Origin of the sequence: Pseudotamlana haliotis, from assembly GCF_008806375.1 — a bacterium.
Taxonomy (GTDB): domain Bacteria; phylum Bacteroidota; class Bacteroidia; order Flavobacteriales; family Flavobacteriaceae; genus Pseudotamlana; species Pseudotamlana haliotis.
The window spans coordinates 1-24,741 of sequence record NZ_WAAT01000020.1; the positions used below are offsets into that span (position 1 = coordinate 1).

18 protein-coding genes are annotated in these 24,741 nt (G+C 36.8%); 10 read left to right on the forward strand and 8 right to left on the reverse strand.

Annotated features, from left to right (window positions below; translation table 11 throughout):
• Positions 1–740: 740 nt before the first annotated feature.
• The 4 genes from F6U93_RS02135 to purN form a co-directional block, all read right to left on the reverse strand.
• Positions 741–2,639 carry an amidophosphoribosyltransferase gene (locus F6U93_RS02135; protein ID WP_150936374.1) on the reverse strand — a complete coding sequence of 633 codons (1,899 nt, stop codon included), beginning with the start codon at positions 2,637–2,639 and terminating at the stop codon, positions 741–743.
• Between the two features lie 115 nt (positions 2,640–2,754).
• The gene (locus F6U93_RS02140) at positions 2,755–3,681 is read right to left on the reverse strand and encodes a PfkB family carbohydrate kinase (RefSeq protein ID WP_150936376.1); all 927 of its coding nucleotides are present in this window, start codon (positions 3,679–3,681) and stop codon (positions 2,755–2,757) included.
• Between the two features lie 490 nt (positions 3,682–4,171).
• Positions 4,172–4,813: a ribonuclease H1 domain-containing protein gene (locus F6U93_RS02145; protein WP_150936378.1), complete on the reverse strand. Its 642-nt coding sequence runs from the start codon at positions 4,811–4,813 to the stop codon at positions 4,172–4,174.
• Between the two features lie 28 nt (positions 4,814–4,841).
• Positions 4,842–5,408: a phosphoribosylglycinamide formyltransferase gene (gene purN, locus F6U93_RS02150; RefSeq protein WP_150936379.1), complete on the reverse strand. Its 567-nt coding sequence runs from the start codon at positions 5,406–5,408 to the stop codon at positions 4,842–4,844.
• A 276-nt stretch (positions 5,409–5,684) separates the two neighbouring features.
• Between purN and F6U93_RS02155 the strand changes: the two genes are divergently transcribed.
• The 5 genes from F6U93_RS02155 to pyk all read left to right on the forward strand — a co-directional run bounded on the left by F6U93_RS02155 (position 5,685) and on the right by pyk (position 10,077).
• Complete coding sequence (locus tag F6U93_RS02155; protein WP_007647141.1) at positions 5,685–5,918, forward strand: acyl carrier protein; 234 nt, start codon at positions 5,685–5,687, stop codon at positions 5,916–5,918.
• A gap of 22 nt (positions 5,919–5,940) precedes the next feature.
• Complete coding sequence (fabF, locus tag F6U93_RS02160; RefSeq protein ID WP_150936381.1) at positions 5,941–7,191, forward strand: beta-ketoacyl-ACP synthase II; 1,251 nt, start codon at positions 5,941–5,943, stop codon at positions 7,189–7,191.
• Between the two features lie 98 nt (positions 7,192–7,289).
• Positions 7,290–8,030, forward strand: a complete 741-nt coding sequence (gene rnc / locus F6U93_RS02165) for a ribonuclease III (protein WP_150936383.1) — start codon at positions 7,290–7,292, stop codon at positions 8,028–8,030.
• Between the two features lie 119 nt (positions 8,031–8,149).
• Positions 8,150–8,635, forward strand: a complete 486-nt coding sequence (locus tag F6U93_RS02170; protein ID WP_150936385.1) for an IPExxxVDY family protein — start codon at positions 8,150–8,152, stop codon at positions 8,633–8,635.
• Positions 8,635–10,077, forward strand: coding sequence for a pyruvate kinase (pyk, locus tag F6U93_RS02175; RefSeq protein WP_150936387.1), 1,443 nt, complete (start codon positions 8,635–8,637; stop codon positions 10,075–10,077). The genes F6U93_RS02170 and pyk overlap by 1 nt, the downstream gene beginning before the upstream one ends.
• 159 nt (positions 10,078–10,236) lie before the next feature.
• Here pyk and F6U93_RS02180 read toward each other — a convergent pair whose 3' ends face one another.
• The 3 genes from F6U93_RS02180 to dinB (F6U93_RS02190) form a co-directional block, all read right to left on the reverse strand.
• Positions 10,237–11,601 (reverse strand): hypothetical protein, encoded by a 1,365-nt coding sequence (locus F6U93_RS02180; RefSeq protein WP_150936389.1) that lies wholly within the window; start codon positions 11,599–11,601, stop codon positions 10,237–10,239.
• A gap of 12 nt (positions 11,602–11,613) precedes the next feature.
• On the reverse strand, positions 11,614–14,022 hold the full coding sequence (locus tag F6U93_RS02185) for a TonB-dependent receptor (protein ID WP_150936391.1): 2,409 nt from the start codon (positions 14,020–14,022) through the stop codon (positions 11,614–11,616).
• Between the two features lie 422 nt (positions 14,023–14,444).
• The gene (gene dinB, locus F6U93_RS02190; protein ID WP_150936393.1) at positions 14,445–15,542 is read right to left on the reverse strand and encodes a DNA polymerase IV; all 1,098 of its coding nucleotides are present in this window, start codon (positions 15,540–15,542) and stop codon (positions 14,445–14,447) included.
• A 101-nt stretch (positions 15,543–15,643) separates the two neighbouring features.
• Here dinB (F6U93_RS02190) and F6U93_RS02195 point away from each other — a divergent pair, with 101 nt between their 5' ends.
• The 5 genes from F6U93_RS02195 (at position 15,644) to dinB (F6U93_RS02215) (ending at position 21,879) form a co-directional block, all read left to right on the forward strand.
• Positions 15,644–16,117 (forward strand): CYTH domain-containing protein, encoded by a 474-nt coding sequence (locus F6U93_RS02195; protein WP_150936394.1) that lies wholly within the window; start codon positions 15,644–15,646, stop codon positions 16,115–16,117.
• The gene (locus tag F6U93_RS02200; protein WP_150936396.1) at positions 16,105–16,665 is read left to right on the forward strand and encodes a YciI family protein; all 561 of its coding nucleotides are present in this window, start codon (positions 16,105–16,107) and stop codon (positions 16,663–16,665) included. Before F6U93_RS02195 ends, F6U93_RS02200 begins: the two co-directional genes overlap by 13 nt.
• A complete protein-coding gene (locus F6U93_RS02205; RefSeq protein WP_150936398.1) occupies positions 16,665–17,537 on the forward strand; it encodes an endonuclease/exonuclease/phosphatase family protein in 873 nt (290 codons plus the stop codon). The genes F6U93_RS02200 and F6U93_RS02205 overlap by 1 nt, the downstream gene beginning before the upstream one ends.
• A 152-nt stretch (positions 17,538–17,689) precedes the next feature.
• Positions 17,690–20,668: a DNA polymerase III subunit alpha gene (locus F6U93_RS02210; protein WP_150936400.1), complete on the forward strand. Its 2,979-nt coding sequence runs from the start codon at positions 17,690–17,692 to the stop codon at positions 20,666–20,668.
• Complete coding sequence (gene dinB / locus F6U93_RS02215; protein WP_150936402.1) at positions 20,662–21,879, forward strand: DNA polymerase IV; 1,218 nt, start codon at positions 20,662–20,664, stop codon at positions 21,877–21,879. The genes F6U93_RS02210 and dinB (F6U93_RS02215) overlap by 7 nt, the downstream gene beginning before the upstream one ends.
• 25 nt (positions 21,880–21,904) lie before the next feature.
• On the opposite strand, the gene F6U93_RS02220 is transcribed toward dinB (F6U93_RS02215), so the two are convergent.
• A complete protein-coding gene (locus F6U93_RS02220; protein WP_150936403.1) occupies positions 21,905–24,442 on the reverse strand; it encodes a T9SS type A sorting domain-containing protein in 2,538 nt (845 codons plus the stop codon).
• Positions 24,443–24,741 lie beyond the last annotated feature (299 nt).

Genomic DNA, 24,741 nt, shown 5'->3' on the forward strand with positions numbered 1-24,741 from the left:
AAGACCAACCATTTTGTCCATTACGCCAATAATTCAGAAGTTTTTTCATTTACATCTGTGAGTTTTATGAATAAAATTAATGCAGAATTAGAATTTATGGATGAGGACTTCGTAAATAAAAGTAACTAAAGGCTACTTTAGAATGCCCATTAAATTACAAGTCCGCACTATCGGTTTTCATTCTTTTCTTTATGTCTCTCCGTGATATCCTCTGTGTAATAAATCAGTGTTGAGTAAATTCTCTGCGTGACTCTGTGAAATCTCAGCGTAATAATCTCGCAAGAGTTAACATCCAAAAACTAATAAACGGATTAAAATGAAAAAGGTGAACAATTTAATGCTCACCTTTTTGCCCCAAATCTACCATGAACTTAACCTACTTATGTTATGGTGGCTCAAAGATACAGTGCTTGTTTTAATTCTTGAAAAATATTAGCTAAACTACTTAAAAATTGGCTGTCGTGTTGAAAGGGGGGGTGAAGTTTATCTGAAGTTGGTTGTTGTAAGATATTAATACTGAATTGTTTAAAATAAAAAAGGTGAACGAGATGTTCACCTTTTTTGCCCCAAATCTACCATGAACTTAACCTACTTATGTTATGGTATTACCAAGTTATAGGTAATTACTGTAACAAGAATATTTATTAGACGAACGGTAGATTTTTAAGATTAAATGTTTTTTTGTGCGATGAAATGTATAAAAGTAAGTTTTAGCTTACATTTAGAAGTATCATTTTTTATTAATATGCACGTTCTTTATTTCCTTCAAAAAAGTTGATAAAGGCTCTGTTTACCACACGGTTACCACCAACAGTTGGATAATCTCCCGTAAAGTACCAATCTCCTAAATGATCAGGGCAGGCTTTATGAAGGTTCTTAACAGGTTGGAAAATAATTTTAACTTCAGCATTTACGCTTTCATCACTTAGTAATTCTGAGATTTTATCTGAAATTTGTTCATCTGTAAACGGATCGTAAATTTCTTTCACAAAATTCTGAACATGTTTATCTGCTAATTCAGTTTGTGTGATACACTTTTCATACACCTCTTTAACAATATCGTATTTGCCTTGGTCTTTAAGTAATTCTAAAGCCGCTCTAAAGGCAATTAAATCTTCCAATCTAGCCATATCGATACCATAACAATCTGGGTAGCGAATTTGTGGCGCTGAAGACACGACTACGATTTTCTTCGGGTTCAATCGATCAAGCATTTTAAGGATACTTTTCTTTAAAGTAGTTCCTCTTACAATACTATCATCAATAATCACTAAGTTGTCATTTGGTTTGATTACTCCGTAAGTCACATCATAAACGTGAGCTACTAAGTCATCTCTACTGCTATCTTCGGTAATAAAGGTTCTTAGTTTGACATCTTTAATTGCGATTTTTTCAACACGAGCACGTTCTGATAATATCTCGGTCACTTTGGCTGCAGATAATGAACGCTGACCATTTAAAATAGCCTCAGTTTTTTTCTCGTTGATATAAGCTTCAGCGGTTTCTATCATGCCGAAAAATGATGTTTCAGCCGTGTTTGGAATGTATGAGAATACAGTGTTTTTAGTATCGTTATTAATGGCTTCAAGAACCTTAGGCATTAATAATTTACCTAACATTTTGCGTTCTTGATAAATTTCAGCATCCGATCCTCTAGAGAAATAAATGCGTTCAAAAGAACATGATTTTCTTTCTAAAGGTTGTAGTATTTGTTTAAATCTAACTTCTCCAGATTTTTTAATAATAATGGCTTGCCCTGGGTCTAATTCTTTAACTTTATCAAAGTCTACATTGAAAACCGTTTGAATCACTGGGCGTTCTGATGCTACCACGACTACTTCGTCATCTTGGTAATAGTACGCTGGACGAATTCCTGCAGGATCTCTTAAAACAAAGGCATCACCATGTCCAATAAGTCCGGCCATAGCATAACCACCATCCCAGTTTTTTGCGGCGCGTCTTAAAATTTTAGCCACTTTTAAACGCTCTGCAATAAGCGGAGAAGCTTGCTGCTTGTTGTATCCTTCTTTTTTTAATTCTTTATAGACTTTGCTCACTTCATCATCTAAGAAATGACCAATTTTCTCCATTATAGTAATAGTATCGGTATATTCTTTAGGGTGTTGCCCTAATTCAATAAGGTTAGCAAAAAGCTCCTTAACATTAGTCATGTTAAAGTTACCCGCCATAATTAAATTACGGTGCATCCAGTTGTTTTGTCTTAGGAAAGGGTGTACACTCTCAACGCTATTTTTTCCGAAGGTACCATAACGTACGTGTCCTAGTAAAACCTCACCAATGTATGGAATGTTCTTTTTCTGTGCAGCCACATCATCCATGTATTCAGGATGTGCTTTAAACTCATTATTAACACGTTCGTTAATTTGAGCAAAAATGTCTTGAATTGGTTGCTGTGCAATGGAACGTACTCTACTAATGTAACGTTCTCCTGGTTTTGTATCTAATTTGATGCTTGCAAGTCCGGCGCCATCTTGACCACGGTTATGCTGTTTTTCCATCATTAAATACATCTTATTTACCCCATAAAATGCGCTGCCGTACTTTTCCTTATAATATTCTAAAGGTTTTAAAAGTCGGATTACAGCTATTCCACATTCGTGTTTTAAGGCATCACTCATAATATAATTGTTTTCGCTTTGTTCAAAAAATCAGGTTTTGTTGCTGAAAATTTGATTTCTGCTGAATTCTAAAAGGTTTCTAATTAAAAACGCACTCTTTTACGAGCGCGTTGTGTTATGCTAATTCTATATGAAATTGCGTTAATTTCTTAAACTGAAGCAATCGTTTATGCACTTCTTCGTTTGATAAATTTTGGGTGCGTTCGGTTCCAAATTTCTCAACACAAAAGGAAGCCAATGTTGATCCGTAAATCACGGCTTGTTTCATGTTTTCAAAAGAAAAATCATTGGTTTTAGCCAAATATCCAGCAAAACCGCCAGCAAAAGTATCACCAGCTCCAGTAGGGTCAAACACTTCTTTTAAAGGAAGGGCAGGGGCGTAAAAGGCTTCGTCTTTATGAAACAATAAAGCACCGTGTTCACCTTTTTTAATCACCACATATTTTGGTCCCATGGTTTGAATTTTCTCTGCTGCAACTAATAAAGAGTATTCTCCTGTTAATTGCCTAGCCTCTTCATCGTTAATGGTAATCACGTCTACTCGTTTAATTACATTTAACAAATCATCTAATGCGCAATCCATCCAAAAGTTCATGGTGTCTAAAATCACCATTTTTGGCTTGTTTGTCATTTGATCTAACACACTAGCTTGGACGAGAGGATGTAAGTTTCCTAACATCACCACTTCAGCATCTTTATAATCTTCTGGAACGACAGGGTTGAAATCTGCTAGGGTATTTAATTCTGTTATTAAAGTATCACGAGAATTCATGTCATTATGATAGCGTCCGCTCCAAAAGAAGGTTTTACCATCTTTAACGATTTCAATACCAGAAATGTCGATGTTTTTGTTTGATAATAAATCTAAATATTCCTGAGGAAAATCGCCACCAACAACCGAAACCGCAGCAGCATCAATGTTAAAATAAGAAGCAGCAAGACCAATAAAAGTTGCCGCGCCACCTAGAATTTTATCGGTTTTCCCGAATGGCGTTTCAATAGCGTCAAAAGCTACTGTGCCAACTATTACTAATTTACTCATATAAGAGACCTGATAATTTTTGTGCAAATATAAGTCTTTTTACAGATTATGCCGATTATATTTAGCGCAAAAGGCGTTAGATTTGAAAGTGTAATCTGTTTGAGAGCTATTTAATATAGGTGTTGAGAGTTAGTGGGTTAGGTGGTTTTTGTGTAAAATGGTTAAAAATATCGTGCAGGAATAAAATTTTAGATATTGGTGTTTACTTTGTAAGTGAAACTAAAATCGGCTACAGTCCTTAACTTTAGCTGTTTTGAAAATATTATTTGCCAAGAGACTATTAGAATATTATAATAAAAAAGAGAAAAATTAGGGCATAGAAGAGAACGAAAATTAACTTTTCATAATTTTTAAATGCTTTCGAAAAATATAACCCATACAACAAAATTGGTGGGATTATTGCTAACTGCTGCATTAAATCTCTATCATTATACCATCTCGTATTCATAATCTAAAGATACAAAAAAAATAAGCACATCGTAATGTTGTTTTATTTTCTTCCAAAATCTGCAGGAATTTCACCCCAAGCTTTGGTTTCCCATTTTACGATAGTGGTTTCGTAAGTGTTGTTTTTTAACCAGTCTACAGCGCGATCTACCAAATCAAAAACAGGTTTGTTTTTAGCATTACGCTCTAATTTCGTGTTACAGTTTTTCTTTTTCACCCAACTCATGGCTGTTCTAGAATCTGTGTACATAATGCGGTTACTCTTGTTTTTTTTAAGTAAAGCCAAGCCGTGAACAAGTGCAAGAAATTCACCTATATTGTTGGTGCCTTGTTCAAAAGGGCCTTGAATAAAAAGCTGTTTTTTCGTTTTTGTATCTACCCCACGGTATTCCATGATGCCTGGGTTTCCGCTTGAGGCAGCATCTACAGAAATAGAGTTGTAATTGGGTAATCCTATTTTTTTAAGTTGCTCAGGGGATAAGCCACTTTTAAAGGATTTATTTTTTCCAACATAATCAAAATAATTGCCGTCTAGGGCTTTTTTTGCGGCTTCAAAAGTGGGGAAAGATTTGTATTGAGCGCTTGGATAGTCTTTAATTAAAGATTTACACGTGTTCCAAGAATCGAAAACCCCTGTTTTGTGTCCTTTCCAAATTGCATAATATTTCTTTTTTTTAGAAGCCATTTTTTATTTCCGCGAAAGCGAGAATCGTTTAAATTTCTAATAATTTTTGAACCACCTTAGGAAAGTGTTCCATCTCCAATTCATGAATTTTTGCAGCGACGTCATCAGCTGAATCAGAAGGAGCTACGTCGCATTTCGCTTGAAAAATAATGGCGCCTTCATCATAATGTTCATTCACATAATGAATGGTGATGCCTGTTTCTGTTTCTTTATTGGTAACAACAGCCTCGTGCACATGCATACCGTACATGCCTTTGCCTCCAAATTTAGGCAATAATGCAGGGTGAACATTAATAACTTTATTCGGAAACGCGTTTAATATGTTGTCTGGAAATTTCCAGAGGTAGCCTGCGAGTATGATTAAATCAGGTTTAGAGGCTTTTAATATATTAAGGACATCATCGGTTTTTGAAATCGCAATTCTGTTAAATGAAAACGCGCTAACTTTTAAGTTTTTTGCGCGGTCTAAAACTTTAGCTTGCGGATTGTTTGTAAGTACCTGAATCACCGATGCGGTGTTGCTATTTTGAAAATACCTGATGATGTTTTCGGCATTTGAGCCGCTTCCGGAAGCAAAAATTACAATGCGTTTCATTAATAAATGGCTATTTTTAGAGGTTGTAAAACGGTTTTGGTGTTAAATTTAGGAGAATTCTTATTAAAAATCTACAAAGAACCGTTCAAATGCAGTCTTATAGACTTATATTTGTTCCGGCAAAAAAAAGAATAATTATTAACAATTAGAAGCGATTATATAAATACTTAAAAGTAATTTTAGTAAATTACAGACACATTTTTAAACTAAAGACGTGTTTTAAAAATAAAGTTTTTTATTTTTGCAGCCTAAATTTAAATTTTAAAATTAAAAGTTATGTCAGACATTGCATCAAGAGTAAAAGCGATTATCGTAGACAAATTAGGAGTAGATGAGAACGAAGTTGTTACTGAAGCTAGCTTCACAAACGATTTAGGAGCAGACTCTTTAGATACTGTAGAATTAATTATGGAATTCGAAAAAGAATTCGATATTCAAATACCAGATGATCAAGCTGAAAATATCGCAACAGTTGGTCAAGCTATTTCTTATATAGAAGCAGCAAAATAAGCAATAACAAGCAAAGTACTTTATGGAATTAAAGCGAGTTGTAGTCACAGGATTAGGAGCTTTAACACCAATAGGCAATACCAAAGATGAATATTGGGACGGCTTGTTGAGTGGAAAAAGTGGGGCTGCGCCTATAACGTATTATGATACCGAAAAGTTCAAAACAAAATTCGCTTGCGAATTGAAGGACTTTAACGTGACCGACTTTATAGATAGAAAAGAGGCGAGAAAAATGGATAGATTTGCTCAGTACGCTATGGTAGCGGCTGATGAAGCTATTGCAGACGCTAAATTGGATCTAGATACCGTCGATAAGTTACGTGTTGGTGTGATATGGGGTGCAGGAATTGGTGGTTTAGAAACCTTCCAGAATGAAGTTTTAAACTTCGCCTCTGGAGATGGAACCCCAAGGTTTAACCCTTTCTTTATTCCTAAAATGATTGCTGATATTGCACCAGGAAACATCTCTATAAAACATGGTTTTATGGGGCCTAATTACACAACGGTTTCTGCCTGTGCTTCTTCTGCAAACGCGATGTTTGATGCCTTAAACTCTATACGTTTAGGACATACAGATGTGGTTGTTACAGGAGGTAGTGAAGCAGCAGTTACTATTGCGGGAATGGGTGGTTTTAATGCGATGCATGCTTTATCGACTAGAAATGAAAGCCCAGAAACAGCTTCGCGTCCATTTGATGGAACTCGTGATGGTTTTGTTTTAGGTGAAGGGGCGGGAGCACTTATTCTAGAAGAATATGAACATGCTAAAGCAAGAGGCGCTAAAATATATGCCGAGTTTATTGGAGGAGGTTTATCTTCTGATGCGCATCATATGACAGCACCGCATCCTGATGGTATTGGTGTGATTGCAGTGATGAAAAATTGTTTGCAAAACGCCGGGATAAAACCTGAAGATGTAGACCATATTAATACGCATGGTACTTCAACACCATTAGGTGATGTTGCTGAGCTTAAAGCGATTTCTGAGGTGTTTGGTGATCATGCAAAATCTATAAATATCAATTCAACAAAATCAATGACAGGCCACTTATTAGGTGCTGCTGGAGCGATTGAAGCGATATCGGTAATATTGGCTATGGAAAACGGTATTGTGCCGCCTACCATTAACCATACCACTGTAGATGAAAAAATTGATCCTGAACTAAATTTAACCTTGAATAAAGCTCAAAAGCGTGAGGTTAAAATTGGTATGAGTAATACCTTCGGATTTGGCGGTCATAATGCCTGTGTGGTATTCAAAAAATTAGATTAAATACCGAGTGCAATAAACCATAACGATAAATTAATTTTTACAGTAAAATGGAACATGGTTTATTACATCTGACATTAAAATAGTATATTAGATCTCAGATGAAAAGCATTCGTAACATATTAAATTCCCGTTTTAAACGCAACGGGAATTTTTTTATGCGTATAACTGAGATTCTAGGGGTTAAACCTAAGGAGATTAAGTACTATAAAAGAGCATTTACCCACCGTTCTATGAATATTAAGGATGGTAAAGGCAACGCTTTTAATTATGAGCGCTTGGAGTTTTTAGGTGATGCCATGCTAAGTTCGGTGATCGCATCGCATTTGTACCTTGAAGTGCCAGGTGGTGATGAAGGCTATCTTACTAAAATGCGTTCTAAAATTGTAAGTAGAGAGCATTTAAATGAATTAGGTAAAGAGCTTAAATTGGTTGATCTAGTAGAAAGTAAAATTCCTGCTGGGCAATTTGGCGATAATATTCACGGTAATTTATTTGAAGCCTTAATCGGTGCTATCTTTTTAGATCGTGGTTATAAATATTGTGAAAAATTCATCACGAAACGAGTGATTATACCTCATGTTGATATTGCAACCCTAGAAGGAAAAGTCATTAGTTATAAAAGTTTGCTTATCGAGTGGTGTCAAAAAGAAAAGAAAACTTTTAATTATCATGTTTATGATGACACAGGAAATGACGAGCTTAGGCATTTTTCAGTGAAATTATCAATAGATGATAAAGTGGTTGCCAAAGCGCGAGCAACCTCTAAGAAAAAGGCAGAAGAAAAAGCTTCTAAACGCGCCTTTTTTGCATTTCAGAGTACCATGTCTAAAATGATTTAATCAATTATTTTTATTAGAAACAAACTACAACGTTTTAGTTGGGTTTATTGTTAACAATGCATCAATATTTTCATTTCGCTATGATATAATATTATCTTTGTTAAGTTTGAATGTGAGTTATGGCTGTTCAGAAATTTGTTCTAGATGATTCTTTTGATGATGCAGCATACACCTTAATTGGTGTACACTGTAGTCTTGAAGATTATCGCTTAGCGTTTTTCATTAATCGTAGATTGGGAACTGCGCTAAAACGGAAAAAGGATGATTTAGACTTTAACAATGGCCAGGTGACTTATTCCATTTATGAATGGGAGGATGACAAGCAATTAACAACATGGAGTTTAGTCTCCAATATATGTAAAAGAGAAGAGCTGCAAATTAGAGATTATGAATCTTTGTTTGACACTCAAGAAAAAATAATAAAAACGTTTCATTTATTGCCAGAATACAAAACGGTAAACTTTCTATTAAAAATAGAAACAGAGTTTAGTTCAAGTAAAACGAAGTATATTTTAGATTGTCTTTTAAAGATACCTCAAATAGCAACGGCTTACTCTATTGATTCTAGCATATTGAAATCTAAAGACAATTTAATTTTTAGCTAATGGCAATTACAAAAAAAACCAAAATAGTAGCTACTTTAGGCCCAGCAACGAGTTCTAAAGAAGTATTAAAACGTATGCTTGAAGAAGGAGCAAACGTATTCAGAATTAATTTTTCTCATGCCGATTATAACGATGTTGCAGAACGCGTTAAAATGATACGCGAATTAAACGATGAGTACGGGTTTACAGCTTCAATTCTTGCCGATTTACAAGGACCGAAACTTCGTGTTGGCGTGATGGAAGACGGTGTTGTAGTTAATCCTGGTGATGAAATCACTTTTGCTACAGGTGAACGTTTTGAAGGGACGAAAGATCGTGTTTATATGACCTATAAAACGTTTCCTCAAGATGCTAAACCGGGTGAACGTGTGCTTTTAGATGATGGTAAATTACTTTTTGAAGTGATTTCTACTGATAACGAATCTGAGGTGAAAGCCAAAGTGATTCAAGGTGGACCATTAAAATCTAAAAAAGGGGTTAATCTTCCAAACACGAATATTTCACAACCTGCTTTAACTAAAAAGGATATTGAAGATGCGATTTTTGCAATTAGCTTAAAGGTAGATTGGATTGCTTTATCTTTTGTACGTCATTCTGAAGATTTGATGGAATTAAGTGATTTAATCGCTGAACATGCCGAAGAGAAAATTCCAATTATTGCTAAAATAGAAAAGCCAGAAGCTATTGAAAATATCGATAAAATTGTTGCACACTGTGATGGTTTAATGGTGGCTCGTGGTGATCTAGGTGTAGAAATTCCAGCAGAGGAAGTGCCATTAATTCAGAAGCAATTGGTATTACGTGCTAAAAAGGCTAGAATTCCAGTAATTATTGCAACGCAGATGATGGAAACTATGATTGATAGTTTAACACCAACACGTGCCGAAGTTAATGACGTTGCTAACTCGGTTATGGATGGTGCTGATGCCGTAATGCTTTCAGGTGAAACTTCAGTAGGAAAATATCCTGTAGAGGTGATTAGAAAAATGTCTGATATTTTAAGAAATGTTGAAAATTCAACATTAATTCAAGTGCCTCAGTTACCACCTCATATTCGTACTAACCGTTATATTACGAAATCTATTTGTTATCACGCCGCTAATATGGCCAATGAAATAAATGCGAAAGCTATTTCAACTTTAACTAATAGTGGTTATACGGCTTTTCAAATTTCAGCTTGGAGACCTAAATGTCATATTTTAGTTTTTACATCAAATAAACAATTGTTAACCCGTTTAAGTTTACTTTGGGGTGTACGTGCTTTTTATTACGATAAGTTTGTAAGTACAGATGATACGATTGAAGATGTTAATGCTATAGCTTGTGAAGAAGGTTACTTAGATCCAGGTGATATGGTTATTAGTTTAGCAGCAATGCCTATTCAAGAGAAGGGTATGGTGAATACTTTACGTGTTACTGAAATTAAAAATAAAAAAGCTTAAATTAAAGCTTTATAAAAATAAAAAAAGGTATCATCTTTAGATGATACCTTTTTTTTATGCTTCATTTTTCTAGTTTTAGTATCCAAATTATAGTCTATAGACCAAAAAAAAGGCTATCTAAAAGACAGCCTTTAATAAATGAACACTTAAATAAGTTGATTACCAGGCTCCAATAAAGTGACTGCCCTCAACATTAATAAGTTCAGCGCCTTTATTAGTAATCCCCGTTTCGGTATCAACCACATAAATATTTCCGTTTTTTCCTACTGGAGCTTGTGTTAAATAGATGTCTGTACCATCAACAGCATAATTTTGGTATTGGAATAAATAGAAATCTGGATCGTAAGGAATGGCATCAATTTTAGTAGCCGTTCTTGCGTTTAAGTCAATTAAAGCAAAGAATCCTTGAGCACCGGCAACACCTTCAGCAGAACCTGCATGACGGTAAGCTAATACGCCTTTTCCGTTAGCTGCTGGACGCCATGATAAGATATAAGCGTCATCAACGCCTAAGGCTTCATCTAAGTTAAATACATAAGAATCGTCATATTCGTTGTTGGCTCCAATTTTTAGAATGTGTGAGCCAGATGGATCATTTTGATTGGCTTGGTAAACACTACCATTGTATTCAAAAGCGTTTATGCTACGGTAACCGTTAGTATCTCCATATCCTACTTCAGAGGTGATTACAGTAGGGTTTAAAAGTGATGGGTAATCCAGAACAATAGTTAATGAGCCTAATCGTTCAAATTCACGTTCTCTTTCTGTTGTTTCTGGGTCAACTTTTCTAACGCTTGCACCAATATATAATTTATTTTGAGCGGCATTTAAGGTAGGCATGTCAATTCTTCCAATATAATAACCTTGAGCTTCTAATTCAGAGCTTAAACTAATATTGTGCTCTTCAAAATTTTTGATTAAAGAGTTTTCTAAATCTAAGGTCACGACACCAATAACAGCATCGGTACGGATATATGTATCATCTGTAACATCATCAGTAGTGCCATTGTCGTCAATTTCATTTTCATTACTTACATAAACAGCAGCTCCAGTTTTATCACCATCAAATAGTTTAATCCATCTTGGTGCAGTACCTACGTATTCAGCAATACTAACGCCAGTACCAATTTGCGTAAAATCTTGACCACCATTTACATCATATTTTGAATAGTTCCCTCCAGTATCACCAGCGTAACTGATGTTAAATATAGTGTTTCCGTCTTCAGAAGCTTGTAATCTAGCTGTTCTGTTAGAAGGTACAATAAACCCATTATCAAAAGGCTCGATAGAAATACTAGGGTCTTGAGCATCATCGCTATTTATAGAGTAAATTAATGTACCTCCATTACCATCACCAGGGTTTTCACCCATTCTAGCGGCAGCAACGGTAATCCATCTGTTTGAATCTTCTTTTTCTTCTTCTATGACTGGGCTATCTGGATCATCACTAGTACAGCTTACTGTGAGCAATAGGGCCGTACATGCAAGACTTAAAGTTTTGAGGTTTAAAAAACGATTTTTCATTGTTGTTTGTATTTAGAATTTATTTATAAAATAGTTAAGTTTTAAGTAAAAGGCACGACCTGGTTTTTGAACCGAAAGGTTGTCGTAAACCGGTTTATCGAATATGTTTTTGATGTCGAAACTCATCACCACCTTTTCATTAGGGAAGCTGTAACTGAGTCCGAAATCCTGAGCCCATTGTTCAGGAACCTTAAAAAAGTCATCACCAACGGTATTAGAACCCTGAGGCACAACATAAGAGAACTCCCCAGTGTAGTAGAGGTTGTAATATAAGTTTAGACGAGTGTTTTTCTGAAAAAGGTTAGAGAATCCATAACTCAATCCCGCATTCATAGTGTCAAAAGGCGTGTTAGGCACATCTATTTCCACACCACGGTTGACTATTTTTAACTCAAATTGAGAAATATTAAAATTGAATTTGAAATTATTGTTATAGTTGTAATCCAGTTGTGCCTCATAACCTTTAGAAGTGCCACTACCTTGGTTTTCGTAAAAAATGGTTTCATCGTTTACATTTAGTGAGGTTTCTATAGGTAAACCAATACGGTCTTTGATGTTTCTAGTAAAGAGGTTTGTAGAAATAGTGAATGCATGTTTTTTAATTCTGAAGGCACCAAAGCGAAAACCGAGGTTGAAATTTTTACTACTTTCTGGGTTAATACTTGGGTTTGCAACCACATTATCACCATCGTTTCCAAATACTTCTGTTTCATCGGGTAGTCTTACCGCTTTTTCTGCAGAAGTTAAAATCGTAATGGTAGGTGAAAGCGCGTAAGAAATGGTAAAACCGTAACCATTATCTGTATTATTGGCCGTTGTAATCTCATCTTCAAGTTGACCGGTTGTACTATTAATGAACGGGTCAATATTAACGGTTTTTTGCTCATAGTATTTCCCGAAAAGATTCGCTTTCAATTTGTTGTTGAAGGCACTTAGTTCATAGGTAAGCGAGAAGATATTTTTATCTAAATTTCGTGTTCCTACGAAGGTGTTTTCTAAAAGAGACTTCAGTGCATCGCTATCTTCACGATCAATACCACTATAAAAATGATTAAACACAAATTTATGATGTCTGTTTATGCCATAAGACACTCCGGTTCTTACTGAAGCTACGTTCCTTTTTATGGTTGCTAATGTTGGGCCGCCTTCTTGTTGTGAGCCCCAAGCATAGTCATATTGATCACCTTTAAAATTGATAGCTGGTTCTCCAGTCCAACTGTAGGCTTTGGCTACAGTATCGTTGACAATTCGGTTTCTTTTACCAAACGAACCGTTAATATTAACATCCAATCCTTTGGTGAAAAGATCTTTCTTTTGATAGGTGAGATTGGCAAGAAGGGCATCCGATTCTAAAAAGCGGTCTTTATAAGGTGTGGTGGTCATAAAGGTACCGTGTTGTACTTCTTTATAATCATCAGAACCAGTGACACCTATAAAAAATTGATCGGCCCATTTTACATTGGTAAACCCTACTTGTAGCATGCCTCCGGTTGAGCGGTAGGCATCATTGAAACGTCTAGCCACAATAGGGGTTTGAACACCGCCTAAACCTTTATCTACAACACTGCGCCCCCAAACCTTATAATTGTTATCAGAATAATTGTTGAAAGCAGAGGCTTTTATGGTAAAACCAGAGTCATCAAAACGGTATAAACCATTAACACTAGCTTGAATGGTATTGAACGAACCAAAAGACACCGACGCATTAAAATTAGATTTTGTGCTTTGGTGCATAACAATATTAATGGCGCCACCTAGAGCATCATCAGCCAAGTAACCAGGAACAACACCTTTATAAACTTCTATGCGTTTAATCATCGATGTTGGGATGCTGTTTATACTAAAGGATGAACCATAAATTGAAATAGGAATACCATCAATAAATATGCGTACCGCGCTACCTGATAAACCATTTAAACTGAATTGTGCTTGTGAGCCTAAACCACCATTCTGACGAATTTTTACACCCACCGATGTGTTTAACAACTCGGTAGTTTGTAAATTTCGTTGGCTTACTTCTTTAGTTTCAATGACATTTACCGCAAAACCTTCATCTTCTAATTTCTCCTTTTGTGTTTTCGTACGCAAGTGAATTTCTTCCAAATCTTGAAACTCTGTAATTTCTAGAATGTATTTTAAGGTTTGTTCAACAGCGTTTATTTCGGCTTCAATGGTATGCGGTTTGGCTTCTAGTGAATGGGTTTCAATCGTATAGGTGCCGTAAGGGAGGTTTTTAAAAGCAAATTCACCATCAATCCCTGAAGAAGTAATGCGCTCAATATTGACACCTCTTAAAACGACCTGGGCTCCAAGTACTGGTTCTTCATTGTTAAATGCAATCTCACCGTATAAGTGACCATTCTGACTGTAACTGAATAGGCTAAGTAAAAGGATAAATACTGGTGTTAAATATGTTTTCAAAACAGACGTTATAAAAATTTTAACAAAATTATATTTATTTAGACTAATTACAAATAACGGTTTAATTTTTGAGTATATTTTAGTTTTAGACTAAAATTAGAAGAAAGTGATAAGAATTGAGGGGTTAAATTAGAATAATTCTAAATATTATTTAGAATTATTATTAATAATGTTTTTGTGGTATCGGTATTTCGGCTTGAAATTGGATGAAAATTGAACAATTATGTTAAAAAGTAGCCAAATTAGAAATTTCAGGTTTCAAGTTGAATTGTTGTTTCTGAAGAAAGGTGTATTTCTTTTTGTAATGGGGTTTTCAGTTACGAGTTAAACAGTATATATGGCGAACCAATAATCAATAATAAATCTCTGCGCATCTCTGTGTAATAACCTCTCAAGAGTAAGACTCCATCAACCAAAAAAAATCAAAAATCAATTTTCAACTGCACACTCAAGCTTTTCTTCTCAGGTACTTTTTTAGTTTCGGTATTGAGGTTCGATAATGAAATGCCTAAGAGGCGCACCGAATTATGTAATGCTTCCTGATAAAGTAGGCTTTTAGCCGTTTCTAAAATCAGGTGTTTATCACTCACATAATAAGGCAGGGTTTTGCTTCGGGTTTGCAGCGTGAAATCACTGTACTTAATTTTTAAAGTCATGGTTTTACCAGCGACCTTGTTTTTAGCAAGGCGTTTGGCCACTTCTTCAGAAATGTGGTTTAATTTTTCAAGCATGAAGATTTCTGAAGACAAATTTTCACTAAAGGTACGCTCAGCCGCTAAGCTTTTTCTTATGCGGTTTGGTTTTACAGGGCTGGTATGAATGCCTCGCACCACATGGTAGTAGTAGGCACCAGATTTTCCGAAGTGGTTTTCTAAGTAATCTAAGGATTTGTTTTTTAAGTCTATGCCAGTAAAAATGCCTTTTTGGTACATTTTTTCGGCCGTAACTTTACCTACGCCATAAAATTTTCTAATGTCTAATACTTCTAGAAATTCAAGTACCTCTTCAGGGTTAACCGTTTTTTGTCCGTTAGGCTTATGATAATCACTGGCGACTTTAGCGATAAATTTATTGATGGAAATACCAGCCGAAGCCGTTAAACCCACTTCCGTAAAAATACGTTGACGAATTTCTTTAGCGATTAAAGAGGCACTAGGATGGCCTTTTTTGTTTTCGGTGACATCTAGGTAAGCTTCGTCTAGAGAAAGTGGTTCTACCAAATTGGTGTAATCAAAAAATATCGTTCTAATTTTTTTAGATATTTCGGTATAGCGCTCAAAATCTGTTTTAACAAAAATGAGTTCAGGGCAAAGTTTAGCGGCTAAATTTCCCGACATGGCACTTTTTACCCCAAATTTTCGAGCTTCATAACTCGCAGCACTAATGACGCCACGCCTTCCCGAACCGCCAACAGCTATGGGTTTACCTCTTAATTCTGGGTTATCCAATTGGGCTACCGATGCGTAAAAAGCATCCATATCAACATGAATTATTTTTCTTATTGGTAAATCGGATAACATACTGTAAATTTATGAATTCCTGAGCAGTCATGAATCGAATGCCTTCGGAATAAAAAAAGAATAATAAAAAAGCAGTTTTCTGTAAGCAGCAGTCATAATATATGATAGAAATTGAACGTAAGTTTTTAGTGCATTCTGATGCCTTTAAAACCGAAGCTTTTAAGCAAACCCGAATTTGTCAGGGCTATTTAAATTCCCATAAAGACCGCGCCGTGCGTATTCGTATCAAAGGTGATTTGGGATTTATCACAGTTAAAGGCAGTTCATCAGCTTCTGGATTATCACGTTTTGAATGGGAAAAGGAGATTTCAAAAGAGGAGGCTCTTGCGCTTTTAAAACTCTGCGAGGAAAGTGTTATCGATAAGATACGCTATGAAGTGGCTGTTGGTGAACATGTTTATGAGGTTGATGAATTTTTTGGTAATAATGAAGGTTTGATTGTTGCTGAAATCGAACTAAAAACTGAAACCGAAGCGTATATAAAACCAAATTGGCTTGCCCAAGAAGTGACAGGAGACGTTAAATATTACAATTCACAATTAAGTAAAACCCCGTTTAAACTATGGAAATTATAAAAAAAATAGCCCCCGTTTTTTTAATACTTTTATCAATAATAGCCTGTAAAGACGAGCCTCAAGCGCCACCGGTTGTTCAATTGAGTCCAGAAGAGATTGCCTTGAATCAGCTTAAAGATTCCTTGTACAACGCTTATCAGGAAGCCCAAGCTTCAAAACAAACGCATGCGCAAATTAAAGAAGCCTTAAAAAAGAAAGGCTATATGACCTTTGATTACGTTGACCAAAAAACACAAGACACTATTTTAATGCAGCAATATTTTGTGGCTTTTTTAAAGTCGGGCGCTATTCGCGGACAAAATGAAGAGGAATCTGAAGCCTTGCAAGAGCAGCATTTAGAATACCTTTCTAAAATGTATGAGGAAGGGCATGCCGATATTTCAGGACCTTTTGGCGATGATACCGATTTGAGAGGCATAACCATTTATAATGTGCCAACAAAAAAAATGGCTGAACGCCTAGCGAATGACGACCCTATGGTTAAGGCCAAACGTTTAAAGGTTGAAGTGCACCCTTGGTGGGCAGCTAAAGGTTATCACTTGCGCTAATGCTGAAGTTTATAAAAGTACTATACCTTATTATCAATGTTGGCATCATCACCGCGCTGTTGCTACTGCATTTTGCTATTAAAGACCGTACTTATGAGTTGTCTTTATGGTTTTACCCGTTTCCGCTGCCGGTTATCATTGGTATTGTTTTAGGGCTTTCTATCTTTCTTGGGAAGTGGCGAAAATATAACCTCATCCTTGCCGCACTTTTACTTGTTATTTGGTTGGGACGTAGTTTTAGATATAGTTTCGCTGAAGACATTAAAGAATCAGATGTTGAGGTGGTGTTTTGGAATACTTCTCGAGTGCACAAGTTTCATGATGCCATTGCTCAATACGGCGAGTTCCCCGATGTGATGGTGCTTGCTGAAGCCAGTGATACTGATTTTGAAGCATTACAAGAAAAATACCCCGATTATAGCTTTTATAAATCGACCAGAGAACTGTCTATTTTTTCTAAACACCCCATGACCATCATTTCTGATGTGACCTCCCATTACCACACTTCGGTGGTGCATTTTGAAACTTGTAACCTCCAGTTTTATGCCGTTGATGTGACTGGAAGTAAAGATGTGCCAAGACATTGGGAATTGGACTATGTAGATGAACATTTAGAATTTCAGAACCGTACCATTGTTTTGGGGGATTTCAACTTGCCTTATGAATCGCTGTATTTTGATGTGATTAAAGAACATTTTAATCATTGGTTCTCCTCCAAAGGAAAAGGTTTTAGAGAAACCTGGCCTTGGGGACTTCCGCTTCTATCCATTGATCATATTTGGGTATCTAAGGATTTACAGGTTTTAGACTCTGAAAAAATAGTTTCCTTTGAATCTGATCATGAAATGATAAAGACGGTTATTTTGAAATAATATTAGATGACAGATGGCGGGTGTTAAAGTAGTTAGTCGCGGTCAAGACTAGTTTTTTGACACCGAAAAGTTTTCTACTTCGCTCAAAATACATACAATTGCTACAATTTTAAGCAACAATTACTATTAAATGTAGTTAATTTTGCTGAACTATGTATCTCAATTGTCACTCATATTACAGCTTACGTTATGGTACGATAAAACCCGAGAGGTTGCTGGCTATAGCGTCTAAAAATGGTTTTAAAACCCTAGCCTTAACCGATATTAATAATACTTCGGCCTGCTTAGATTTTGCGAGATTATCTGAAAAATATGAAATCAAACCCGTGCTGGGTGTTGATTTTAGAAACGGCGCCCAGCAGCAATTTATCTTGCTTGCTAAAAGCAATAAGGGCTTTCATAATATTAATGATTATCTGTCGCAGTTTCTGCATGACCAGCGTTTAGAGATTCCTCAGGAAGCACCTCAGCTAGATGATGTTTTTGTGATTTATCCTTATAAATCTCAGCAGAATATTCCCTTAAAACAAAATGAGTTTTTAGGCATTAAACCACAGGACCTTAATGCGCTTAAATTTTCAAAATGGAAAGATTTAAGAGGCAAGTTGGTGGTTTTGCAAACCGTGTCTTTTGAAAATAAAAAAGATTTTAACACCCACCGTTTGTTACGTGCCATAGATAATAATACGCTATTAAGTAAGTTGCCTAAAAGCGAGGAGGGCAAAGAAACCGATAACATGTTGCCATACCAAACCCTCTGTGAAACCTATCATGAATTTCCTGAGCTTCTAGAAAACACAACGGCGCTTTTAAACGCTTGTCAGGTTGATTTCGATTTTTCAAAAGAAGTACCTAACAATCAAAAATCATATACCGAAAGTGAAGCTTCAGACTATGCTTTGCTTAAAAAAATAACCTACGCAGGGGTGAGTTACCGTTATGAAAGTCCTGATGAGGTGATTTATAAGCGCATAAAAATGGAGCTTGAAATTATTAAACAGAAAGGTTTTGTGTCTTACTTTCTTATCAATTGGAAGATTTTAAAATACGCCCGTTCTCAAGGCTACTTTTATGTGGGTCGTGGTAGTGGCGCCAATAGTATTGTGGCGTATTTGCTACGTATTACCGATGTAGATCCTGTAGAATTAGACCTATATTTTGAGCGCTTCATTAATCTGTATCGCAAAAATCCGCCAGATTTTGATATCGATTTTTCATGGAAAGACCGTGATGATATCACGCAGTTTATTTTTAAAAATTTTAAAAACACCGCTCTGCTTGCCGTTTATAATACCTTTAAATTTAAGGCTTCGGTGCGTGAATTGGCTAAGGTTTTTGGGCTTCCGAAGGAAGAAATTGATAAATTAACCAAAGGGCGCTATCAGGAGCCAGATTTGGATAAGCTCTCTAAACTCGTTTTGGTGTATAGCAAGTACATTCAAGGCTTCCCTAATTATTTAGGACTTCATGCCAGTGGTATTATTATTTCAGAAAAACCCATACACTATTATACAGCCACCTTTTTACCGCCCAAAGGTTTTGCAACCACACAGTTTGATATGATTACAGCCGAAGATATTGGTTTGTACAAATTCGATATTTTAAGTCAGCGCGGCCTAGGGAAAATCAAGGATGCTGTTGACATCATTAAATACAATCACCCCGAAAAACCGCCTGTAGATATACACGATATTAAAGGTTTTAAGCAAGATGAAAACATAAAAGACTTACTTAGAAACGCTAAAGCCATTGGTTGTTTTTATGTAGAATCGCCCGCCATGCGTATGCTGCTTAAAAAATTGCGGGTAGATACGTACTTGGGTTTGGTGGCGGCGAGTTCTATTATTCGTCCTGGAGTTGCAAAATCGGGCATGATGCGCGAGTATATTTTGCGGCACCGTTATCCCGAATACCGAAAACGGGCACACCCAGTATTGCTTCGTATTATGCCCGAAACTTATGGTGTGATGGTCTATCAAGAAGATGTGATTAAGGTCGCCCATTATTTTGGCGGACTCACTTTAGCGGAAGCCGATACCTTGCGCCGTGGCATGTCTGGTAAATTTCGCTCTCGCGAGGAGTTTGCCAGCGTAAAACAGCTGTTTTTTACTAATTGTAAGCAAAAAGGGGAGTCTGAAGCGGTGATTCATCAAATTTGGACTCAAATTGAGAGTTTTGCAGGTTATGCTTTTGCCAAAGGACATTCGGCATCTTATGCGGTTGAAAGCTATCAGAGCTTGTTTCTAAAGGCGTATTATCCTTTGGAATATATGGTGGCGACACTCAATAATTTTGGCGGATTTTATCAAACCGAATTTTATGTGCACGAAGCCAGAATGCATGGCGGTGTTATTGAAGCCCCTTGTGTAAATAGGAGTTTTAATGAGGCCTTTATTCAAGGGAAAACCATTTTTTTAGGCTTTATGTTTTTACATGCTTTAGAGGCTAAAACCATTCAGGCATTACTACGTGAACGTCAAGCCCATGGCGCCTTTGAGAGTTTAGATGATTTTATAACTCGTGTGCCTCTTGCTATAGAACAAGTTTCTATTCTTATAAAAATTGATGGCTTTCGCTTTACTGGAGTTAACAAACGCGAATTGTTATGGGAAGCGCATTTAAAAATTAGAAAAGTAGTTATTGAAAACCGCGCTGTTTCTTTATTTCAAACCGAAAAAATACATTACAAAATGCCAGCGCTTTCAAGCACCTTGTTAGAAAATACCTTTGAAGAATTGGAGCTTTTAGGTTTTCCGCTTTGTAGTCCGTTTAAGTTGTTAGAGCAACCACCAAATACAGTGTTTTTAGCTTCCGATTTGTTGAGTTTTATAGGAAAAACAGTGACCGTATCGGGTTACTTGGTCACCACAAAATATACGGTAACTAAAAATCAAAAGGTTATGTATTTCGGTACTTTTTTAGACCGAAAAGGCCATTTTATAGATACGGTGCACTTTCCGCCTGTAGCGCGTCAATTTCCTTTTAGGGGTAAAGGGGTTTATACCCTTACGGGGAAGGCTTTAGAGGAATTTGGTTGTGTGCATATAGAAGTCAGCAGCATGTATAAAAACGCCGTCATGCAAGATCCGCGATATGTGGAACCTCAAAAACAAATACCTGTTGTATGTTAAAAGATAGAGCGATTGTTCACATGGATTTAGATACTTTTTTTGTGTCTTGCGAACGCTTGCTAGATAGCCGTTTAATTGGGCGCCCTGTGCTTATTGGTGGGACGTCAGATCGTGGGGTCGTGGCCTCTTGTAGTTATGAGGCTAGAAAATTTGGTGTGCATTCAGCCATGCCCATGCGTATGGCAAAAATGCTCTGCCCAGAAGCTGTTGTGCTTCGCGGTAATGCGGGCATTTATAGTAATTTCTCTAAAGATGTCACCGATGTGATTAAAGAAAGTGTACCGCTTTATGAGAAGGCTTCTATTGATGAGTTTTACATCGACCTTACGGGTATGGATAAGTTTTTTGGTTGCCACAAGCTGGCTTCAGAGTTACGGCAACGCATTATTAAAGAAACGGGACTGCCTATTTCTTTTGGTTTATCGGTGAATAAAACGGTTTCTAAAATTGCCACAGGTGAAGCCAAACCTAATAATGAAATTCGGATTTTAAAAGGAAATGAAAAACCCTTTTTAGCACCACTTTCGGTTAGAAAAATACCCATGGTTGGGGAGGTGACTTATAAAACCTTGTGCGATTTGGGTGTGAAACAAATTAAAACCGTGCAAGATATGCCTATGGATATGATGCACCGGGTGTTGGGAAAAAACGGATTAACCATTTGGAGAAAGGCGAATGGGATAGATTCCAATCCGGTGGTGCAGTATCACGAACGCAAGTCTATTTCTACCGAGCGTACCTTTAATAAAGACACCATTGATGTGGTAAAACTTAGAGGTATTATTGTAGCGATGACCGAGAATTTGGCCTATCAATTACGTCGTGGTGATAAGCTCACGGCCTGTGTGACCTTCAAAATTCGCTACTCCGATTTTCAAACCTATACCCAACAGCAACGTATAGCTTACAGTGCTATGGATCACAGTCTTATTCCTGTGGTTTTAGAGTTGTTTCAAAAGCTGTATAACCGCCGCATGCTGGTACGGCTTATTGGTGTTAAATTTAGCCATTTGGTAGCTGGGGGGCACCAAATTAATTTTTTTGAAGACAACGAGAAACAACTGCATTTATCGCAAGCCATAGATAAAATGCGCGAACGTTATGGTGATCGTGCTGTAATTTGTGCCGCAGGTATAGGGGCCAAAAGTATTAGCCGTTGGAACCCCTTTTCGGGCGAACCACCACCGCTATTACCTAATAGGCGGCGGTAGTGTGTTGTTTAAAGCGTGCCCTTAATTACGGGTTAACACCCTTTTTTGTAAGCGTTTGTCCGTTAGATAAGCTTACGCGCGCAATATATAACGTGCTTAAATTAGGCAGGTTATAAACCTCAGAGTGGCTTTGCCCTTCTAAACTGTAAAGCACGCGGCCTAAAAGATCGCGAATTTCAATGTTTTGAATATTTAGGTTTTCAGGTACCGTAAATTGGGTATTGTTATTTTTTAAAGGGATGATTTTAAGCGCACTGCTGCCAATCGTGTTGTGGTTTACCGATAAAGCTTGGTCTTCTTTAAATATGATCTCAAAGCGATCGTTAAACTCGCCAGGTTGATCTGTAGAAAAAATGTAATCACCAGCACTTAAATCCCATGTGGTTGCTGGCGATTGTGCCTTGTCTAATAGAATAATACGGTGATGATTAAAATAGTCGCCTTCGGTTTTGTGTAAGGACATGGTGTACAAAATATTGGTGCCTAGGGTGGTTTTAAAACCTAACGGAATCACTTCATTAGCAGTTAAGCTGCTTGGTGTTTTACCTTGTATGGCAAACTTTTTATCTACATTTGGGATTACCGAATATAAGAGGGCTCCATTCTGAGGATGGACATCGGCATCGTACGAAAGGCCATCGTCGTTATTGGTGGCTCCATCAACATACCCAACCAGCATTTGGTTAGAGGTATTATCGGTAGAGTTTAAATTAAGCCAAAGTTTGTTGGCAATGGCCTGTGTTGTTTTAGAAGAGGTTTCCTGTTTAAAGAATACGCTATTTGCAGCAGGAGACTCGGTTCGCATACTATTATTAAAAGTAACCTGGTCATGATTAATTCCTGAACCTGAAACATTGCTTAGAGCAACAACAAAGCTTTGTCCTGAGGGTATGGCATGTCCTGTTGAACCAATAATCACAAAAGGTGAGGTTCCATCTCCACCAGAACTTACACTTCCAGAATCATTGATAATAGCAAAATCTGCCATATTAAAATTTTGTTGTTGGTTTCCGTTTTCCGTAGAGGATGGGACGCTGTTTTGTGACCAAAAGTAAATGGCTCGTTCTAGATTTGTGTTGACATTAAAAAATGCATCAGAATCTAAAGCTGAAGGATACGGGTTCCCAATTAAATTCCAGTTTGTGTCCTTTTGTTCGTCTTCATTTCCATAAACATCAACCTCATACACTCCATTGTGAAAAGTACCTAAAAATGTTGTAACAAATTTGGTGCCAGCTCCTGATCCATAAGCGTTGAAGTAGCTTGGTGTTGTTGTGGTGGTATAGCCTATACCTGGAGCCATGGTGGTATCGCCAATAAGTTGCCAGTCGTCACCATTATCGTCTATTTGATCTTGTCCAGGGGTGGTACTATTGTCATTATTTGTCTCTGCTGTGGAGTCTCTGTAATTTTGAGCATTAAAAATAAACAGACGGTTCGGGTTGTAGTGCGGGATAGATGTTGAAATTTGAGCACTCTCAACAGGAGAACTCCAATAGGTGTACTCATACCAAGCATCCATGGGGGCGGTTTCCCGACGTAAGGACATAATGCCGTCATTGACTACCGCGCCATTATCGTTATGTTGAACTAGAGCGCTACCCGGTTGAATAACTAAAGAAGCATTCGTCTCTGTAACAACATTATTTTCAACAACGACAGTGCCGTTGGAATTTATTGTTAATAAGTGTCCGCTGGTAACCTTTAAGTTACAGGCTTTAAAACTACCATGAGTTTGTGTGTCGTAATTCCCTTCTATGAACACATTGGTATCTAAGCCTGTTGTGCCCGTCCAACCAGATCCATCCCATGTTGCAGTACCTCCATTACAAGTGCTAGGTGTTGGGAATGTTTTTACACCCCAAATTTCTATGTTATCAATAGCGATATCCTCGTCACTTCCGTTAATCTTGAATGAAATAACCAAATCCATTAAATTACCTGTTGCGGCTGGGTCTTTAGCTGAGCTTTCATATTGTATAAAGTATTCGGTTAATTTTAGTGTAGTATCTAATTCGCCGAGAGCATCAAAATCTGTATCTATAGCAGGGTAGCCATTACCATTCCCAGTGTTACCATTCTCTTCGCTTTCAACCCAAAGTAAAGGTAGATTAGTGGAGTTGTCTATTATAGCATTAAAATGTACAATGTCATCCTTGTCCCAACTTCCCACGGCTGGAGGGTTTCCGCCTGGAAGATAATCGATTGAAGCTAGGTTTACTTTAAGTTGTAAATTGTCATATCCCGAAATATCAATGTCTGAAAATGTAAGTGTAAGCGGAGTAGTTTCACTACCAGTAATACGTTGTGTACGGAGAACTGCAAAAAAAGTGCCGTCACTGTCTTTATATTGTGCGCCCCGAGGAGTCGGGAGAGAAGTGCCGTCTGTTCTAATAAAATAAGCCTCTGTCTTATAAATAATTTCAGTTTCATTAGTAACGTAAATTGGAGGTGTGCTCGAACCAGGGTTGGCCTCAAAATCGTATTCAAATAATAGATCTTGCCCCGAGGCAAGGTTAAAAGCAAAAAGCAATAGTAGAATAAGCGGGGTAGTTGTTTTCATAACAATATACTTTAGAACATTAAATCAAAATGGCTTCTATTGAGCGAAGCAGCATTTGGAACATACAACATGTTGAATTTAGTTATTTGTAGTCTTTCCATGAGGTTTAAGTCATTAGAAGAAAAAATAATCGGTCAACCTTGTTAGTTGGTATTTAACTAATGCTGTATTTTTCAGCCTATATTTCTATGAGTTAATAAGTTCTATGTCAGTATTTTAATAGAAAAACAGACCCATCACAAAGTTAGAATAAAAAAAATGGACTACCTAATAAATTTGGTACTATTTTATATTAAGCA

Excerpts from the sequence above, each read along its gene's own strand:
- F6U93_RS02135 (WP_150936374.1), bottom strand. The coding sequence starts at position 2,639 with ATGAGTGATGCCTTAAAACACGAATGTGGAATAGCTGTAATCCGACTT.
- F6U93_RS02140 (WP_150936376.1), bottom strand. The coding sequence starts at position 3,681 with ATGAGTAAATTAGTAATAGTTGGCACAGTAGCTTTTGACGCTATTGAA.
- F6U93_RS02145 (WP_150936378.1), bottom strand. The coding sequence starts at position 4,813 with ATGGCTTCTAAAAAAAAGAAATATTATGCAATTTGGAAAGGACACAAA.
- purN (WP_150936379.1), bottom strand. The coding sequence starts at position 5,408 with ATGAAACGCATTGTAATTTTTGCTTCCGGAAGCGGCTCAAATGCCGAA.
- F6U93_RS02155 (WP_007647141.1), top strand. The coding sequence starts at position 5,685 with ATGTCAGACATTGCATCAAGAGTAAAAGCGATTATCGTAGACAAATTA.
- fabF (WP_150936381.1), top strand. The coding sequence starts at position 5,941 with ATGGAATTAAAGCGAGTTGTAGTCACAGGATTAGGAGCTTTAACACCA.
- rnc (WP_150936383.1), top strand. The coding sequence starts at position 7,290 with ATGAAAAGCATTCGTAACATATTAAATTCCCGTTTTAAACGCAACGGG.
- F6U93_RS02170 (WP_150936385.1), top strand. The coding sequence starts at position 8,150 with ATGGCTGTTCAGAAATTTGTTCTAGATGATTCTTTTGATGATGCAGCA.
- pyk (WP_150936387.1), top strand. The coding sequence starts at position 8,635 with ATGGCAATTACAAAAAAAACCAAAATAGTAGCTACTTTAGGCCCAGCA.
- F6U93_RS02180 (WP_150936389.1), bottom strand. The coding sequence starts at position 11,601 with ATGAAAAATCGTTTTTTAAACCTCAAAACTTTAAGTCTTGCATGTACG.
- dinB (WP_150936393.1), bottom strand. The coding sequence starts at position 15,542 with ATGTTATCCGATTTACCAATAAGAAAAATAATTCATGTTGATATGGAT.
- F6U93_RS02195 (WP_150936394.1), top strand. The coding sequence starts at position 15,644 with ATGATAGAAATTGAACGTAAGTTTTTAGTGCATTCTGATGCCTTTAAA.
- F6U93_RS02200 (WP_150936396.1), top strand. The coding sequence starts at position 16,105 with ATGGAAATTATAAAAAAAATAGCCCCCGTTTTTTTAATACTTTTATCA.
- F6U93_RS02205 (WP_150936398.1), top strand. The coding sequence starts at position 16,665 with ATGCTGAAGTTTATAAAAGTACTATACCTTATTATCAATGTTGGCATC.
- F6U93_RS02210 (WP_150936400.1), top strand. The coding sequence starts at position 17,690 with ATGTATCTCAATTGTCACTCATATTACAGCTTACGTTATGGTACGATA.
- dinB (WP_150936402.1), top strand. The coding sequence starts at position 20,662 with ATGTTAAAAGATAGAGCGATTGTTCACATGGATTTAGATACTTTTTTT.
- F6U93_RS02220 (WP_150936403.1), bottom strand. The coding sequence starts at position 24,442 with ATGAAAACAACTACCCCGCTTATTCTACTATTGCTTTTTGCTTTTAAC.